Source organism: Pandoraea sp. LA3 (genome assembly GCF_022696215.1).
GTDB classification, from domain to species: Bacteria; Pseudomonadota; Gammaproteobacteria; order Burkholderiales; family Burkholderiaceae; genus Pandoraea; species Pandoraea capi.
In genome coordinates, this window is the sequence record NZ_PTPY01000027.1 from 41217 (window position 1) to 59118 (window position 17902).

At 64.4% G+C, this 17902-nt stretch carries 12 protein-coding genes; 5 read left to right on the plus strand and 7 right to left on the minus strand.

Annotated elements, in window-relative coordinates:
- Positions 1–361: 361 nt before the first annotated feature.
- Positions 362–3928, plus strand: coding sequence for an indolepyruvate ferredoxin oxidoreductase family protein (locus C5N93_RS08000; RefSeq protein ID WP_242558876.1), 3567 nt, complete (start codon positions 362–364; stop codon positions 3926–3928).
- Positions 3929–4102: 174 nt separating this feature from the next.
- On the opposite strand, the gene C5N93_RS08005 is transcribed toward C5N93_RS08000, so the two are convergent.
- Complete coding sequence (locus C5N93_RS08005; protein WP_242558877.1) at positions 4103–6382, minus strand: NADP-dependent malic enzyme; 2280 nt, start codon at positions 6380–6382, stop codon at positions 4103–4105.
- 323 nt (positions 6383–6705) lie between these two features.
- Positions 6706–7962, minus strand: coding sequence for an MFS transporter (locus C5N93_RS08010; protein WP_242558878.1), 1257 nt, complete (start codon positions 7960–7962; stop codon positions 6706–6708).
- Between the two features lie 388 nt (positions 7963–8350).
- On the opposite strand from C5N93_RS08010, the gene C5N93_RS08015 reads away from it, so the two are divergent.
- Positions 8351–9040, plus strand: a complete 690-nt coding sequence (locus C5N93_RS08015) for an orotate phosphoribosyltransferase (RefSeq protein ID WP_039393823.1) — start codon at positions 8351–8353, stop codon at positions 9038–9040.
- Between the two features lie 152 nt (positions 9041–9192).
- On the plus strand, positions 9193–9591 hold the full coding sequence (crcB, locus tag C5N93_RS08020) for a fluoride efflux transporter CrcB (RefSeq protein WP_242558879.1): 399 nt from the start codon (positions 9193–9195) through the stop codon (positions 9589–9591).
- A gap of 97 nt (positions 9592–9688) precedes the next feature.
- On the opposite strand, the gene C5N93_RS08025 is transcribed toward crcB, so the two are convergent.
- Positions 9689–10570: a helix-turn-helix transcriptional regulator gene (locus C5N93_RS08025; RefSeq protein WP_242558880.1), complete on the minus strand. Its 882-nt coding sequence runs from the start codon at positions 10568–10570 to the stop codon at positions 9689–9691.
- 171 nt (positions 10571–10741) lie between these two features.
- On the opposite strand from C5N93_RS08025, the gene C5N93_RS08030 reads away from it, so the two are divergent.
- Positions 10742–11539 carry a class I SAM-dependent methyltransferase gene (locus tag C5N93_RS08030; protein WP_242558881.1) on the plus strand — a complete coding sequence of 266 codons (798 nt, stop codon included), beginning with the start codon at positions 10742–10744 and terminating at the stop codon, positions 11537–11539.
- Positions 11540–11756: 217 nt separating this feature from the next.
- Here the strand turns inward: C5N93_RS08030 and C5N93_RS08035 are convergent, their stop codons facing one another.
- The 4 genes from C5N93_RS08035 to C5N93_RS08050 all read right to left on the minus strand — a co-directional run bounded on the left by C5N93_RS08035 (position 11757) and on the right by C5N93_RS08050 (position 16466).
- Positions 11757–12512 carry a peptidylprolyl isomerase gene (locus tag C5N93_RS08035; protein ID WP_242558882.1) on the minus strand — a complete coding sequence of 252 codons (756 nt, stop codon included), beginning with the start codon at positions 12510–12512 and terminating at the stop codon, positions 11757–11759.
- Between the two features lie 102 nt (positions 12513–12614).
- On the minus strand, positions 12615–13175 hold the full coding sequence (locus C5N93_RS08040) for a carbonate dehydratase (protein ID WP_069343553.1): 561 nt from the start codon (positions 13173–13175) through the stop codon (positions 12615–12617).
- Positions 13176–13464: 289 nt separating this feature from the next.
- Entirely contained in the window at positions 13465–14427 is a 963-nt protein-coding gene (locus C5N93_RS08045) for a bile acid:sodium symporter family protein (RefSeq protein ID WP_150722735.1), read from the minus strand.
- A 356-nt stretch (positions 14428–14783) separates the two neighbouring features.
- A complete protein-coding gene (locus C5N93_RS08050) occupies positions 14784–16466 on the minus strand; it encodes a DEAD/DEAH box helicase (RefSeq protein WP_242558883.1) in 1683 nt (560 codons plus the stop codon).
- A 467-nt stretch (positions 16467–16933) separates the two neighbouring features.
- Here C5N93_RS08050 and C5N93_RS08055 point away from each other — a divergent pair, with 467 nt between their 5' ends.
- Positions 16934–17866: a LysR family transcriptional regulator gene (locus tag C5N93_RS08055; RefSeq protein WP_242558884.1), complete on the plus strand. Its 933-nt coding sequence runs from the start codon at positions 16934–16936 to the stop codon at positions 17864–17866.
- Positions 17867–17902 lie beyond the last annotated feature (36 nt).

The window sequence follows — 17902 nt, forward strand, 5'->3', positions numbered from 1 at the left end:
GGTTCAATGCCGCACCTGCCGCTTATGTGGGGGGTGTCCGAAAAGAACACCAGACAGGGTTTACGCCAGCCGCCTTACGTTTACGTAAACGTCATAATCATCGCTATACTGCGCTCGTTCGGAAACCCATGAGACGTTGCCGCCACCATCAGGCAACGCCATGACACCGGTGATACCATGGGTCCGACTGGCAACTGCATCACGAAAAAAGGCCCCGCCCACCGGGTGACATCACGCACGTGAACACTCGGGACAAGCGACTAAAAGGCCGGCATTCACGCTGCCGTCCTGCTTCACGAGAGCGGGAGGGGCAGGAAATTTTTGGCGATCCCAAAATCAGTGAGAGTGAGGAGCACACCCCATGAACGCCCCCGTCAACCCGAGTTTGCTGGCCGCACTAGAATCGGTCACGCTCGACGACAAGTACACGCTCGAGCGCGGTCGCGCTTACATGAGCGGCATCCAGGCCCTGGTCCGACTACCGATGTTGCAGCAGGCACGCGACGCCGCGGCCGGGCTCAACACCGCCGGTTACATCTCGGGCTATCGCGGCTCGCCGCTCGGCGGTCTGGATCTCTCGCTATGGAAGGCCAAGCAGCACCTCGCCAGCCATAACATTGTCTTCCAGCCGGGTCTGAACGAAGACCTCGCCGCCACCGCCGTGTGGGGCTCGCAGCAGGTCAATCTGTATCCCGCCAAGTTCGATGGCGTGTTCTCCATGTGGTACGGCAAGGGCCCGGGCGTCGACCGCTCGATGGACGTGCTCAAGCATGGCAACTCGGCAGGCTCGTCCAAACATGGCGGCGTGCTGGTGCTCGCCGGCGACGACCACGCCGCCAAATCCTCGACGCTCGCGCATCAGTCCGAACACGTTTTCAAGGCCGCCGGCATTCCCGTGCTGTTTCCGTCGAACGTGCAGGAGTACCTCGATTACGGCCTGCACGGCTGGGCGATGAGCCGCTACTCGGGCCTGTGGGTTTCCATGAAGTGCGTGACGGATGTCGTCGAATCGTCGGCCTCGGTGCTGATCGATCCGCATAACGTCGACATCCGCCTGCCGGAAGACTTCATCATGCCGCCCGACGGCCTGAACATCCGCTGGCCCGATCCGCCGCTGGTGCAGGAAGCGCGCATGATCGACCACAAGTGGTACGCCGGTCTTGCCTACGTGCGCGCCAACAAGCTCGACCGCGTGACGATCGACTCGCCCAACGCCCGCTTCGGCATCATGACCGGCGGCAAGGCGTATCTCGACGTCTGTCAGGCGCTTGCCGACCTCGGGCTGGACGACGCCACGTGTCAGCGCATCGGCATCCGTCTCTACAAAGTAGGTTGCGTGTGGCCGCTCGAAGCGCAGGGTGCGCGCGCGTTCGCACAAGGGCTTCAGGAAATTCTGGTGGTCGAGGAAAAGCGTCAGATCCTCGAATACCAGATCAAGGAAGAGCTGTACAACTGGCGCGACGACGTGCGTCCGCGCGTGTACGGCAAGTTCGACGAAAAGGATGGCGCCGGCGGCGAATGGTCAGTGCCGATGGCCAATTGGCTGCTGCCCGCCCACTACGAACTCTCGCCTGCGCTGATCGCCAAGGCCATTGCCACGCGGCTGGAAAAGTTTGAGCTGCCGCGCGACGTGCGCGATCGCATCGCGACGCGCCTGCGCGTGATCGAAGCCAAGGAACAGGCCCTCGCCAAGCCACGCGTCGCGGCCGAACGCAAGCCGTGGTTCTGCTCGGGCTGCCCGCACAACACGTCGACCAACGTGCCCGAGGGCTCGCGCGCCATCGCGGGCATCGGCTGTCACTACATGACCGTGTGGATGGACCGCAAGACCGACACGTTCTCGCAGATGGGCGGTGAAGGCGTACCCTGGATCGGTCAGGCGCCGTTCTCGTGCGACGAACACATCTTCGCGAACCTCGGCGACGGCACGTACTTCCACTCGGGCTTGCTCGCGATTCGCGCGGCGATCTCCGCGAAGGTCAACATCACCTACAAGATCCTGTACAACGATGCGGTCGCCATGACCGGCGGCCAGCCGGTCGACGGCACGCTGACCGTGCCGCAGATCGTGGCGCAGGTCGACGCCGAAGGCGCCGAGAAGATCGTCATCGTGACCGATGAGCCGGAGAAATACGACGGCGTGAAGCTCGTCGGCGACGTGCCCATCTATCACCGCAGCGAACTCGACCGCGTGCAGCGCGAGCTGCGTCTGGTGAAGGGCACGACGATCCTGATCTACGACCAGACGTGCGCGACCGAGAAGCGCCGCCGCCGCAAACGCGGTGCCTACCCGGACCCGGCAAAGCGCGTGGTCATCAACGAGTCGGTCTGCGAAGGCTGCGGCGACTGCTCGGTGAAGTCGAACTGTCTGTCGGTCGAGCCGCTGGAGACGGAATTCGGCACGAAGCGTCAGATCAACCAGTCAACGTGCAACAAGGACTTCTCTTGCCTGAACGGCTTCTGCCCGAGCTTCGTGACGGTGGAAGGCGGGCAGCTTCGCAAGCCGAAGACCGCGCAGGTCGACAGCAGCGGCCTGCCGCCGTTGCCCGAACCGGCGCTCCCGGCAATCGCGCGTCCGTACGGCATTCTGGTGACGGGCGTGGGCGGTACGGGTGTGGTCACGATCGGTGGTCTGCTCGGCATGGCGGCGCACCTGGAGAACAAGGGCGTCACCACGCTCGACGTGACCGGTCTCGCGCAGAAGGGTGGCGCGGTGACGAGCCACGTACAGATCGCGCTGCAACCGGAGGACATCCACGCCACGCGTATCGCCATGGGTGACGCACGCGTCGTGATCGGCTGCGACGCCATCACCACGGCCAGCGACGACACGCTATCGCGCGTGCAGCACGGCGTGACGAACCTCGTCGTGAACAGCGCGCATACGCCGACGGCCGAGTTCATCCGCAACCCGAACTGGCGTTTCCCCGGTTCGAGCACGGAGAACGATATCCGTGCAGCCGCCGGTGACAACGTCGATTTCGTCGATGCCAACCATCTCGCGCTGCGTCTGCTCGGCGACACCATCTACACGAACCCGTTCGTGCTGGGCTACGCCTGGCAGAAGGGCTGGGTGCCGCTGTCGTACGCTGCGCTGGTGCGCGCCATCGAACTCAACGGCGTGGCCATCGAGAAGAACAAGCAGGCGTTCGAATGGGGACGTCGCGCCGCCCACGATCTCGCAACCGTGCGCAAGCTCGCGCAGCAGAACGAAGCGCCGGAATCGTCGGCCACGGGCGGCAAGCTCATCACGCTGCATTCGCCGCGCGCGCTCGACACGCTGATCCAGCGTCGCTACGACCAGCTCGTGGCGTATCAGGACCGCGCCTATGCCGAGCGCTTCAAGCAGACGGTGGATCGTGTGCGCGCTGCCGAATCGACCCTGCCGAACGACGCCTCGCACATGCCGCTGACCGAAGCCGTCGCCCGTGCGCTGTACAAGCTCATGGCGTACAAGGACGAGTACGAAGTCGCGCGTCTGTACACCGACCCGGCGTTCATGAAGAAGATCAACGAGCAGTTCGAAGGCAACTTCTCGCTGCGCTTCCATCTGGCGCCGCCGTCGCTGGCCAAGCACGACGACAAGGGGCATCTCATCAAGAAGGCCTATGGCCCGTGGATGATGAAGGCGTTCGGTGTGCTCGCGAAGTTCAAGGGCCTGCGCGGCGGTGCGTTCGACATCTTCGGTCGCACGGAAGAGCGTCGTATGGAACGTGCGCTGATCGGTGAGTACGAAGCGCTGGTGACGGAGCTCGTGACGCATCTGAACGAGCACAACCTGTCGCTCGCCGTGCAACTCGCCGAACTGCCGCAGGAGATGCGCGGCTACGGCCACGTGAAGGAGCAGAACGTGGCGGCGACGCGCATCAAGTGGACGAAGCTGCTTGCGCAGTTCCGCGACGGTGGCTCGCACCGCGTCGCGGCATGATAGGTAGCGTGACTCAGGGCGACGCCTTCACGGCCTGGTGACTTAAGACCGTCGAAGCCAAGCCACTGCCCAAAGAAAATCCCGCCGACGCGCAAGCGTACGGCGGGATTTTTTATGCGCTTCCGGCGGACGCGCGCATCGGGGCCGTGCCCGTCTGGCGCGTCCGCCTGAGCATCAACGCGTGACGTTCGCCGCAGCGACGGCCGTCATGTTGATGATACGGCGCACGGTCGCGGCCGGCGTCAGGATGTGAACCGGCTTGGCGCAGCCGAGCAGGAACGGGCCGACCGTCACGCCTTCGCCGCCCGTCATCTTGAGCAGGTTGTACGTGATGTTCGCCGCTTCCACGTTCGGCATGACGAGCAGGTTCGCTTCACCGGACAGACGCGATGCCGGATAGGCTGCGCGACGGATCGTCTCCGACAGGGCAGCATCGCCGTGCATTTCGCCGTCGACTTCCAGTTGCGGAGCCCGTTCGGCGAGCAGTTCGGCAGCATGCGCCATGCGCTGGGCCGATGCCGACTTCACGCTACCGAAGTTCGAGTTCGACAGCAGCGCCACCTTCGGGGCGATGCCGAAACGCTCGATTTCCTTCGCGGCCAGCACGGTCATCTCGGCGAGTTGCTCCGACGTCGGCACTTCGTTCACATACGTGTCGCTGATGAACAGGTTGCGCTTTTCCAGCATCAACAGGTTCATCGCCGCGTAGTTCTCGACGCCCGCAGCGCGACCGAGCACCTGATCGACCACGTCCAGATGACGATGGTACGTATCGATCATGCCGCAGATCATGCCGTCGGCTTCGCCCAGATGCACGAGGATCGCCCCGATCAGCGTGTTGTCCTTGCGCATGGCGGCCTTGGCGACTTCCGGCGTCACACCGTGACGCGCGCCAAGGTTGTGATACGCCTGCCAGCAGCGCTGATAGCGCGTGTCGTCTTCCGGATTCACGACTTCGAAATCGACACCCGGCTTGAGCTTCGAGCCGATCTTTTGCAGACGCATTTCCACCACGGCCGGACGACCGATGATGATCGGCTTGGCAATACGTTCGGCCAGCACGAACTGGGCGGCGCGCAGCACGCGCTCGTCTTCGCCTTCGGCGAACACGATACGGGCAGCGTCGCCACCGAAGCGCGCACGCGCGGCAGCGAAGACCGGGCGCATGATGAAGCCGGTGCGGTACACGGTCGTGCCGAGTTCTTCGCGGTAGGCGTCCATGTCCTTGATCGGACGCGTGGCCACGCCCGAGTCCATGGCAGCTTGTGCCACGGCCGGTGCGATCTTGATGATCAGACGCGGATCGAACGGCTTCGGAATGATATATTCCGGGCCGAATTCGAGCGACTGGCCTTCATAGGCGCGCGCGACTTCTTCGCTCTGCTCTTCTTCCTGCGCCAGTTCGGCGATAGCGCGCACGGTGGCGAGCTTCATTTCTTCCGTGATGGTGGTGGCGCCCACGTCGAGCGCGCCACGGAAGATGAACGGGAAGCACAGCACGTTGTTGACCTGGTTCGGGTAGTCCGAACGGCCGGTCGCGATGATGCAGTCCGGACGCGCCGCCTTGGCGATTTCCGGGCGGATTTCCGGTTCCGGGTTGGCGAGCGCGAGAATCAGCGGCTTCGTGCCCATCGTCTTGACCATGTCGGCGGTCAGCACGCCGGCGGTCGAGCAGCCGAGGAACACGTCGGCGCCGTTGCTGGCGTCGGCCAGCGTACGGGCTTCGGTCGCCACGGCATAGCGCGCCTTGCTCTCGTCGAGCTTGTCGCGGCCCGTGTGGATCACGCCCTTCGAGTCGAGAACGAGAATGTTCTCCTTCTTGAGGCCGAGATTCACGAGCAGGTCCAGACAGGCGATCGCGGCAGCGCCGGCGCCCGAGCACACCAGCTTCACCTTGCCGATATCCTTGCCGACGACCTTCAGGCCGTTGAGGATAGCGGCCGAGGCGATGATGGCGGTACCGTGCTGATCGTCATGGAAGACCGGAATCTTCATGCGCTCGCGCAGCTTCTTCTCGATGTAGAAGCACTCGGGCGCCTTGATGTCTTCGAGGTTGATGCCGCCGAGCGTGGGCTCGAGCATGGCGATGGCTTCGACCAGCTTGTCCGGGTCGTGCTCGGCGAGTTCGATGTCGAACACGTCGATACCGGCGAACTTCTTGAACAGGCAGCCCTTGCCTTCCATGACCGGCTTGGCGGCGAGCGGGCCGATGTTGCCCAGACCCAGCACGGCAGTGCCGTTGGTAATCACGCCAACGAGGTTGCTGCGCGACGTGTAGCGGTTGGCCGCGAGCGGATCTTCAGCGATGGCTTCGCAGGCGTAGGCCACGCCGGGGGAGTAAGCCAGGGACAGGTCGATCTGGTTCGACAGCGGCTTGGTCGGCGTGACCGAGATTTTGCCCGGACGCGGGTTCTCGTGGTACGCCAGGGCGCTTTGCTTCAGTTGTTCATCCATATCTCGATACCTAATGACTTGGCGACGGCCGGGCCAGTGCCGCATGGGGGTGCAGGCGGGCTCGACCGTCTTTTGACGGATCACGGCGGGGGGAAGAAGCCGACCGGAGGGATTCGACGATTGTGTCGTCGACGGGGTTCTTCTCAGCGCGATGGCGTGATGACCATCGCTTTCCCGGTCCTGAAAGCCGCGCTCACGCGCGTCTGACCGGGGACTGACAGTGGCCGGTGTGCACCGCAGGACGCAAAGTGTACACCCTCAGATGAAACCTTGATGCCGCACGCGCAGCAGGACTGCGTGTGCGGCGCAATACGTAAATTGCCTTACTGCAACGCCTCGCCGCGACGCTCCGGAATCAGGAACAGCGTGGCCAGAATGTCGAGGACGTAAATACCGGCAAGGAAGACGAGCGCGATCTTGAACGAGAACGCCGCAGCCAGCGCACCGACCGTCAGCGGTCCGAAACCGCCCACGGCACGACCGATGTTGAACAGCACGTTTTGCGCCGTTGCACGGGCCGCCGTCGGATACAGCTCCGAAATCAGCGCACCATAGCCGCCGATCATGCCGTTCACGAACATGCCCATCACCGCGCCACCGATCAGCAGCGAGAACTGCGACTGAAGCTGCGCGTAGACGAACACCATCACGACCGCACCGATCTGATAGCCGATGAACGTGGGGCGACGGCCGAAGCGGTCCGCCAGACGGCCGAACAACCAGATGCCGAACGCCATGCCGAGCACCGTCACTGCCGTCCACATGGCCGACTTGGTGAGCGAGTAGCCGAACGTCTTCGACAGATACGAGGGCATCCAGATCATCAGGCCGTAATAGCCGAAGTTCTGCACCGAGCACAGAATCGCCACGCCGAGACTGGCGCGCGTGGTGGCGCCGTCCTTGACCAGCAGCTTGAGCGGGGCGTGCTCACGCGGTTGTTGCTGCTGCGCGAGAAACATCTCCGGCTCGCCGAGCGTGCGGCGCATGATGAAGGACACCACCGCCGGCAGCAGACCGACCGCGAACATGCCGCGCCAGCCGATCACCGGCAGCAGCAACGGCGTGAGCAGCGCAGCGGCGAGCACGCCCGCCTGCCAGCCCAGCCCCACGAACGACGACGCGCGCGCCCGGCGCTCCGGCGCGCAGGCTTCCGCCGCAAGCGCCATGCCGATACCGAACTCGCCGCCCAGACCGATACCGGCGATCGTGCGGTACGCCAGCAGATCCCAATAGCCCTGCGCCAGCGAGCACAGACCGGTGAAGACCGCGAACAGCAGAATCGTCCACGACAGCACGCGCACGCGGCCGAAGCGGTCCGACAGCATGCCGAAGACAATGCCGCCGACGACCGCGCCGATGAGCGTCCACGTCACCAGTGCACCCGACTGGGCGCTGGAGAGCGCCAGATCGGCAGCGATCGCCGGCAGGATGAAGCCGAGAATCAGCAGGTCGAAGCCGTCCATGGCGTAGCCGACCGCCGAGGCCCACAGGGCGCGGTTCGCATAGGCGTGGTCGTGCTTCGCGGCGGCAGGGGCCGAAGCTGCCGGTGTGGCAAGGGAGGGCGAAGAGTCGTGAGGCATGGTGGCGTGTGGATGGCGTCTGATCGGGTCTGAATTTCGGCGAGAGTGTATGCCTGTCATAAAGGCTCGGCAACTGTCTCTTTTTTTGGATTCATCTATCGTTGCCAATTTTTCATATGCGCCGTGCGCGCACACCGCGCGTACTCATCCCTCGATAAATGTACGCTCAGTGCATAATTGACCTCGCATCTGCTGAAACTTGTGGCATAATTCGCGTTTAAGCGCAGGCGAGTCGTCGCAAGACGTGCCGCCCGCCGCCTCAGCAGGTGTTTTTGCCGCGCACAGTGATGGGTTTGCCTCACGCACGCGTCGCACGGTATGCCGCTGACTCACCCATGACTCCTGGCTGCACGCCGCACGGCGGGCAGCTACGCTAAGGAACCGCATCATGATTGGCATCGACCGCCAGGCGATTTCCGACATCACCGCAAAGATCCTGCTCGAAGTGGGCGCGGTGCATTTCAACGCCGAGAAGCCGTACATCTTCACCTCGGGCTGGGCCAGCCCGGTCTACACCGACTGCCGCAAGCTGATCTCGTACCCGCGCGTGCGTCGTACGCTGATGGACTTCGCCGAGGCCGTCATCATTCAGGACGTGGGTTGCGAGCAGTTCGACACGGTCGCCGGCGGTGAAACCGCAGGGATTCCGTTCGCTGCCTGGATCGCTGACAAGCTGATGCTGCCGATGCAGTACGTGCGCAAAAAGCCGAAGGGTTTCGGCCGCAACGCACAGATCGAAGGCGATCTGCCGGAAGGCTCGCGCGTGCTGCTCGTCGAAGATCTGACGACCGACGGCCGCAGCAAGATCAACTTCTGCAAGGCCCTGCGCGAAGCCGGTGCGAAGGTGAACCACGTGTTCGTGGTGTTCCACTACGACATCTTCCCGGAAAGCCGTCAGGTGCTGAAGGACATCGACGTGGAGCTGCACTCGCTCGCCACGTGGTGGGATGTGCTGCGCGTGGCCAAGCAGCAGAACCACTTCGACACGAAGACGCTGGACGAAGTCGAGAAATTCCTGCACGCACCGGCCGAGTGGTCGGGCGCGCACGGCGGTGCCACGTCGTTCCCGAAGGACTAAGTTCTTTGGCCATACGAATGGCAACGCGCGTAGTATTCGCTTGAGAGGCGAGAACGGTCAGCCCCTAACCCGGCTGGCCGTTTTTTTTGCTGCGGGCCCGCCATGCTTCGTACGACGAATTGGCGATTTCTCATCTGCGGGAGGGAATACCCATGCTGGCTTCGGTCGTTGCCATCAGCATCGGCGCCGCACTCGGTGCGTTACTGCGCTGGGCGCTGAGCGTACAACTCAACGCCATCCTGCCTACGCTTCCCCTCGGCACCCTCGCCGCCAATCTCGGCGGCGGCTACCTCATCGGCGTTGCCGTCGCGCTGTTCAGCCACATTCCGTCGATACCGGTCGAATGGCGGCTGTTCGTCGTGACGGGGTTCCTCGGCGGCCTCACCACCTTCTCCACGTTTTCCGCCGAAGTCACCGAATTGCTGCGCGAAGGCCAGTTCGGCGCGGCGTCGCTGATCGTGATCGTGCACGTAGGCGGCTCACTCATCATGACGCTGCTCGGCATGGCCACAGCCACCTTCCTGGTGCACTGGCTGCGCCCGGCGGTGTAGCGGGTGGCTAGTCAGCAGACAAGGCGGACGAGTACGAACAAGGACGAACACACGCGAACGATGTGGGACGGTGGATCGACGAGGCGTGCACGACGTCTCAGGCGAGCAGCATGACGAGCTTCACGTCGTCGTGCCCCGACAACCGGAACGTGACCTGCGCGAAGTCGATGTCGCCCCGCTCGGGATGATGAAAACCGCGCCGCCCGCCTTCACGCTCGACAACATCCTGCTGCGACCAGAGCGCTGCGAACACCGGGCTCTCCCGCTGCAAGGCATCGGTCAGCGCCCGCACGGGCGTGTCATCCAGATACGCGCTGCACTCGGCGCGGAACTCGGCCACGACGCGTCGCGCGCGACTCTCCCAATCCTGAATCAACGTCCGTGCCGCGGCATCGAGGAAGATGTAGCGCAGCAGGTTCTTCGTGCCGGGGGTGCCGATGGTGCCGGTGGCACCGGTCGCGCCGGATACGTCAGATACCCCGGCGGTATCGGACACGTCGAGCCACCCACGGAAGATGTCAGCGGCGGCATCGTTCCATGCCAGCACATCCCAGCAACGGTCCAGCGCGTAGGCGGGCGCGGCCACGGCCGCCACAGCGGCCTGCACCTGCGCGGCGGCGTGATGCGGCAGCGGCTCCGCGCCGCGCTCCGGATCGCGCTTGCCCGCGAGATCGAACAGATACGCACGCTCGGCGCGCGAGAGACGCAACGCACCGGCGACGGCAGCCAGCGCCCCCGCCGAAATCGACACCTCCCGCGCCTGCTCGATCCACGTGTACCAGGTCGACGACAACCCGCATAACTGCGCCACCTCCTCGCGACGTAGCCCCGGCGTGCGGCGGCGTCCCATCGGCGGCAAGCCGACGGCCGCAGGCGTCAGGCGCTCGCGGTGCGCGCGCAGGAAATCGCCAAGCGCGCGACGCTGACGCGCGTCGTCCGCATGTGATCCCGACTCGCCCGCCGGAGTAGGATGCTGCACAGGATGAGGATGAGAATGTGAGGGTATGGGGGTAGTTTTCATACCAGGATAAATAGGCAACTTGTACCGGTATTGATGAGCCATTATCGTGACACTCATCGATGTCGCGCAAGCCCCCGACACCGGCACATTCACCCTCAACGTTCCGCCCCACATACGAAGGAGACGCCCGTGAGCGACACTCGCCGAACCGCAGCTACGCCTTCCCACGACTCGCACAACGCCGTCGTCACCGGCCAGTTCGGCCCGCAGGCGTCCGCCTATCTGACGAGCGCCAACCATGCGCAGGGCGCGGATCTGGAGCAGCTTGCCAGCATCGCGCGTGCGCACGCGCGCGCTCAGGTCCTCGATCTCGGCTGTGGCGCAGGCCACGTCAGTTTCTTCACTGCGCCTCACGTGGCGCGCGTGGTGGCTTACGACCTCTCGGCCGACATGCTCGGCGTCGTCGCCGGCGAAGCAGCCAAGCGTGGCCTGAAGAACATCGACACGCAACTCGGTGCGGCCGAATCGCTGCCGTTCGACGATGCGAGCTTCGATCTCGTCTTCAGCCGTTACAGCGCCCATCACTGGGCCGACGTGGGCGCCGCGTTGCGCGAGATGCGCCGCGTGCTCAAACCGGGCGGACGCGTGGCGATCTGCGACGTCGCCTCCACCGGGCAACCTTTGTTCGACACGTACCTGCAAGCGGTAGAGGTGCTGCGCGACACGTCCCACGTGCGCGACTACTCGACGGCCGAATGGCTGACGATGGCCGCAGGCGCGGGATTCTCGGTGGCGTCGGTCACGCCGCGTACGCTCGAACTCGACTTCAAGACGTGGACGACACGCATGCGCACACCGGAGCCGATGCAGGTCGCCATTCGCGCATTGCAGACAGCAATGGCCGACAGCGTGCGCGAACACTTCCGGATTCAGAACGACGGCTCGTTCACGCTCGACACGGTCACGCTCGAACTGATCGCCGGTTAATCCAGGTTCAGCCAGGTTAAGCCGGGTGAAGACGGGTTAAGCCGCCATCGTCGCCACCCTTCGCCACCACCATTCGCCGGTACGGCATCGACGATGCATCGATGCCCCGTCGCCGAACGACAAAGGGCGCTGCCTGAATCGACGTCATCCGTCGTCTTCAGGCAGCGCCCTTCATGCATGGCACATCGGGAGATGCGAGTGAGCGGCGCTCACGCGACTACTGCACGCGTATCGGCCCCTCGCTGTCGTTCGCACCGCTGATCTCGGCCGCGTCGGCCAGCAATGCTACGTAGTGACGCAGTGCCCGCGCACGCGCCTGTTCGTACAACTGCGCGGCGATGCGATCCGCCACGCGCTCGAACGGCGGCATACGCCCTTTCACACGCCGCTCGATCCGCACGACATGGAAACCGTAACGCGTGTTGACGAGTCTTGGCAGCACCCCGAGCCGGTCGCCGCAGAACAGCACCAGTTCAAACTCCGGCGCCCCGCTGCCGCGCGCGAGCATGCCGAGACTGCCGCCGTCGCGTGCGGATGGGCAATCCGACATCGTCTGCGCCACCGTTTCAAATGACGACGGCTCGGCGAGCACGGCATCGAGCGCCGATTGCGCACGTCCCAGCGTGCTGGAGACCGGTGCGCCCGCAGACAACGCGAACAGAATGTGACTGGCCTGCACCTTGTCGCCGATGCGGAACTGCCCGGCGTGATCGTGAAAATAGGCGCGGCACTCCGCCTCCGACGGACGCCGCACCTGCACATCTCGCGTGAACAGCGCGTCGACGACGGCGGCGTCGCTCTCGCCTTCGTCCTCCGCCAGCAGACGCAGATCACGCGCCCGCTGTCGCAACAATTCACGGCTCACGAGCGCACGCTGCGCTGCGGCTTCCGGGTCGACCGCGTCCCGATGTTGATCGATCTCATCGGCGACGCGGCGTGCGTCGATGACAATACCGTTGACACGCAAAGACATGACGGACTCCACCAAAAACGTTCACGGTCACAGCGCTCATGCGTCTCATGAGGCTCGCCGGCAACTTCGTCGAAGCGGCAACGGCGAGCGGACATGCCTTCGTCAGAACGCGTTCTGAATACGCCGATAGGCGCGCGCGAGCTGTACGTTCGTGCGGCTCACCGACTCGGAGAACTCACGCGCATCGACCGTGACCTTCGGGATGGTCGCGAGATCGGTCTCGCGGCTGATGTGTGTGGTCGAGGGGATATAGAAATTCTCGGGAATATCGCGCCCGTCGACCACGCTGTTGTGCCGCACCACGACGCCGTCGTGCACGACGCAGTTGAACAGCACCGAGTTGAAGCCGATGAAGACGTTGTTACCGATGACACACGGTCCATGCACGATGGATCGATGGGCGATGGACGTGTTCTCGCCGATGGAAACGCGTGCGCCGTCTTTCGAATGGATCACGACCCCGTCCTGAATGTTGGAATTGGCGCCGATCACGATCGGCTCCATCTTGCCGTGCTCATCGACCTCGTCGGCGCGCAGCACCGCATAAGGCCCGATGAAGACGTTCTCGCCGACGATGATCTGGCCGCACAAAATGGCCGTGGGATCGACAAACGAGGTCTCGTGCACCACGGGATAATCCCCGCGCGGATTCTTTCGCAACATGCTTGAGTAACTCCAGACCGCTCGCTCGTACGCCGGACCACGTCACAAAACGCCGCGCGCACCCGATGGGTACGCGACACGTTCGTGCCGATGCTGGTCACGTCGGAATACGCCCTGTGGGCGAGCGGGGGAAAGGGAACACGGACGGGCGCCGTGAGGCAGACTCTCCCACCGCTGCGAACGGTATATCGATGTTTTAGGCGATGGGAGACAGAAAGGCAAATGCCCGCGATGACGGTGCGGACACCCGTTGCGTGTCGCACACAATGGTGTGCGACACCGGAAAAACTCAGTGCGTGGGGCGCGTTGCCGACGCTTGCGATGCGTTCGCGTCGTTGGCCGTGCCCGTCGGGCGACCGCGCCAGTAGCCCGCAAGGAGCGAGCCCGACAGGTTGTGCCAGACGGAGAAGAGTGCGCCCGGCAACGCGGCCAGCGGCGTGAAGTAGATCTTGCCGAGCGTGGCGGCAAGCCCCGAGTTCTGCATGCCGACTTCGATCGCCAGCGTGCGGCAGATCGATTCGTCGAAGCCCAGCAGACGGCCGCCCCAGTAACCACCGGCCAGCCCCAGTCCGTTGTGCAGAATCACACCAACCATGACCAGGGGACCCACGGTGGCAATGTTGCTCTGGTTGGCGCCGACCACAGCGCCGATGATCAGCACGATGGCGACCATCGAGACCAGCGGGAGAATACCTTCGATGGCACGCACCAGACGGCCGAAGAAGTGATTGATGAGCAGACCGGCACCGATCGGCAGCGCCACGATCTGAAGGATCGACAACAACATGCCCTCGACGTCCACCGTAATCGAGGCATCGACGTACAGACGCGTGAGCAACGGCGTCGCAAACACGCCGACGAGTGTCGACATGGCACTGATCGTGACCGAAAGGGCCACGTCGCCTCGGGCGAGATAGATCATGACGTTCGACGCCGTGCCGCTCGCTACGCTGCCCACAAGCACCATGCCCGCAGTCAAGTCGGGGGGCATGTGCAGCACGCGTGCAATGATCCAGGCGGCCAGCGGCATGACCAGATAGTGCAGCACCACACCCGCAACGATGGGGGCGGGACGGGTGAGCACCCGCTTGAAGTCGTCGAACGTGAGCGTGACGCCCATCGCGAACATCACCACGGTGAGCAGCGCCGTGACGTGCGGCGTAATGCCGGTGAAGCTGCCGGGCGAAAAGAAGGCAAAGACGGACAGCAGCGCAGCCCACAAGGGGAACAGCCGGGTGACACGGGCGATCATGAGAGTCTCGGGCGCAAAAAGTTAATATTTTACTTATTTTGCGCAGACCGCCCGTCAGGGTCGACCCGGAGGCACGCTGGGTACCTGTCGAATATGAGCCGCACGTATCGCCAGATGAACCGTGGCACACGTCGTCGCACGCGTTGCCGTGTGCGTCTTTACGCGAATGGCGGCAGGTTTGCTGACTGACGTTGCGACCGGTGTCATGACCGGTGTCGTGGCACGTGTCGTCGCATGCGGCATGACGTTGACCGCCATGGCGAAGTCGCTTTGCGGCTTCGCGCAATCCCATGCCGCGGCTCAAATTCATCGGAATGTTGAGCCGCGTACACATCGTCGATACCTCGGCGAAGCGCTTAGTCGCGCTTCGATTTGCCCATCAACAGGGCACCGCCGGCACCGTCGCGGCGAGCCGGGCGCGCACCGCGCTGACCGAAGTCACCACGCTCGCCTCCGCCGCCACCCTGCCCGCGCCCGGTGTTCTGTGCGCCTTGTCCCTGACGCGGCGCACCCGAGCCTTGCGACGTGCGGGCCGGTGCGCGTTGCGAATCGCCCTGCCCGCCCTGACGTTTGGCCGGCTGACGCTGGCTGGTCCCGACATTGCCAACGTTGATGCCATTCCCACCATTGGCACCGTTACCACCATTCCCACCATTACCACCCTTGCCACCGCCGCCCTGACGGCCACCGCGTTCGCCTTCGAGGCGTGGCTTCGGCGGCTTCGCCTCACCACCCTGACGCGGCGCACGGCCACCGTCACGCGATTCGCGCGGTGCACGGGCCGGTTGACGGGCTTCTTCTGCCCCGCCGCCGCCATTGCGCCCACCACGACCACCACCCGCGCCACGGCCATTGCCTTGCTGATTCTTGCGAATCGGCTGCGCCACCGCGTGCGGATCCGGCTCGAAGCCCGGAATCACTTCACGGTCGATGGTGCGCTTGATGAGACGCTCGATCTGCTGGAGCAGCAGATGTTCGTCCACGCACACGAGCGAGACGGCTTCCCCATTCGCCCCGGCGCGGCCCGTGCGGCCGATACGATGCACATAGTCTTCCGCCACTTCCGGCAGATCGAAGTTCACCACGTGCGGCAACTGGTCGATGTCGATGCCGCGCGCGGCGATATCGGTCGCGACCAGCACTTGCAGCGTGCCGCTCTTGAACTCGGCGAGCGCGCGCGTGCGTGCGCCCTGACTCTTGTTGCCGTGAATCGCCAGCGCGGGAATGCCGCCCTTCGTGAGTTGTTCCGCCAGACGGTTCGCACCGTGCTTGGTGCGCGTGAACACGAGCACCTGAAACCAGTTGTGCTCGCGCACGAGATGTTCGAGCAGTTCGCGCTTGCGATCGCGATCGACCGGGTGAATCTTCTGCGCGACGGTCTCGGCCGTCGTGTTGCGACGCGCGACCTCGATCAGCGCAGGCGACTTGAGCAGGCCGTCGGCGAGTTGCTTGATTTCGTCGGAGAACGTGGCCGAGAACAGCAGGTTCTGACGTTTCGCGGGCAGCGCCGCCAGCACCCGTCGGATGTCGCGAATGAAGCCCATGTCGAGCATGCGATCCGCTTCGTCGAGCACGAGAATCTCGACGCCCGACAGATCGACGGTCTTCTGCTGCATATGGTCGAGCAAACGTCCCGGCGTGGCGACGAGAATGTCGACGCCGCGCGAGAGTTGCTTGACCTGCGGCACCATCGACACGCCGCCGAACACGGTCATGGAGGTCAGACGCAGGTACTTGCCGTATTGCGTGACGCTTTCCTCGACCTGTGCGGCCAGTTCGCGCGTAGGCGTGAGCACGAGCGCACGCACGGGACGCTTGCCGTTGGCGGCGGCCGGACGCGCTCGCGACGAGAGCATTTGCAGAATCGGCAGCGTAAAGCCCGCCGTTTTACCGGTCCCGGTCTGGGCACCGGCGAGAAGATCGCCGCCTTGCAGGACGGCCGGAATCGCTTGCAGTTGAATCGGAGTCGGCTGCGTGTAACCGAGATCGGCTACCGCACGCAGGATGTCGGCCGAGAGGCCGAGCGTTTCAAAAGACATATAAAGACCAATGCGCGGACTCCACGATGTGTGTCCCCGCGCGTATCGATGTTGTTTGTTCTTGATGGAATGCCCGCGTCGGGCGTGCGACGCGCATCGCGCTCATCCGGGCGATGCGTCTGAAGACGCCTGCAAGACAACCCGCCGGCGAATGAAACTCTGCGGCTTGGCGGGCAAGACCGTCGCGGGTACGGCCGTGTCTTGAAAGCGCGTAGTTTACCATGCGCCCTTTCCCAAGTCAGTCGCCATTGCGCTTGACCTCGCGGCAACGCGCCATTCGCGACCCGATATTTCAGACAACGACATAGCCGTTCACGCAAATCGCCGCGTTTTCTTACGTGGGATGTCGGGTGCCGCCGCACGCGGCGTCGCACGCCCCTCGCAAGTCGTTACACTGACGCCATTGCCCCGACACACCGCCCCCTGAACCGTGCCCGTGCGGGGCCTTCCTGCCACGAGACGATGCCGTGAAATTCGACCTGACCGATTTGCGTCTGTGCCTGCTGGTTGCCGAAGCCGGCAGCATCACGGGCGGCGCCGAGCGGGCGCATCTGACGCTGGCCTCTGCGAGCGCGCGCATTCGTGGCCTCGAAGAGACGCTGGGGGTTGCGCTGTTCATGCGCCATCGTCAGGGTGTCATTCCCACGCCCGCAGGCCGCGCCCTCCTTGTCCATGCACGCCGTGTTCTCGCACAGATCGAGCAGCTACGCGGCGAACTCGGCGAATACGCCGCAGGCCTCAAGGGCAACGTGCGCATCGCGTCCAATACGGTCGCCATGTCCGAATTCCTCCCCGATCTGCTCGGCGCGTTTCTCGCCGAGCATCCGAATGTGGAGATTGCGCTGCGCGAGCAGACGAGCCCCGCCGTCGTTCAGGCAGTGCTCGAAGGCGCGGCCGACATCGGCGTGGTGTCCGACTGGATCGAATTGACGGGACTGGAGACGGTGCCGTTCCGGCAGGACAGACTGGTGATCGTCACACCGCCGGGCCACGCGCTGGCCACACGCGATGAGGTCGCGTTCGTCGACCTGCTCGACGCGGAGTTCATCGGCTTACCCGAGCAGAGCGCGCTGGCCGAGCATCTCGACGGGCACGCCAGGCGTGCGGGGCGTCCGCTGCGGTATCGCCTGCGTCTGCGCGACTTCGACAGCCTGTGTCGCGCGGTCGCCGCCGGTGCCGCACTGGGCATCGTTCCGCTGAGCGCCGCCCGGCGCTCGGCCGCCACCCTGGGCATCGGCATCGTGCCGCTCGTCGATCCGTGGGCACTGCGCACCCTCGTGTTGTGCGTGCGCGAGCGCGACGCGCTGCCCGTCTACGCCCGACAACTCCTGGAACGTTTGCAAGCCTCACCCGCCGAGACGGGCGACACCGCCGCCACAAACGAAAACGGCACGACGTAATCGCCGTGCCGTTCCGATCGTGCAGCGCTGCCGCAC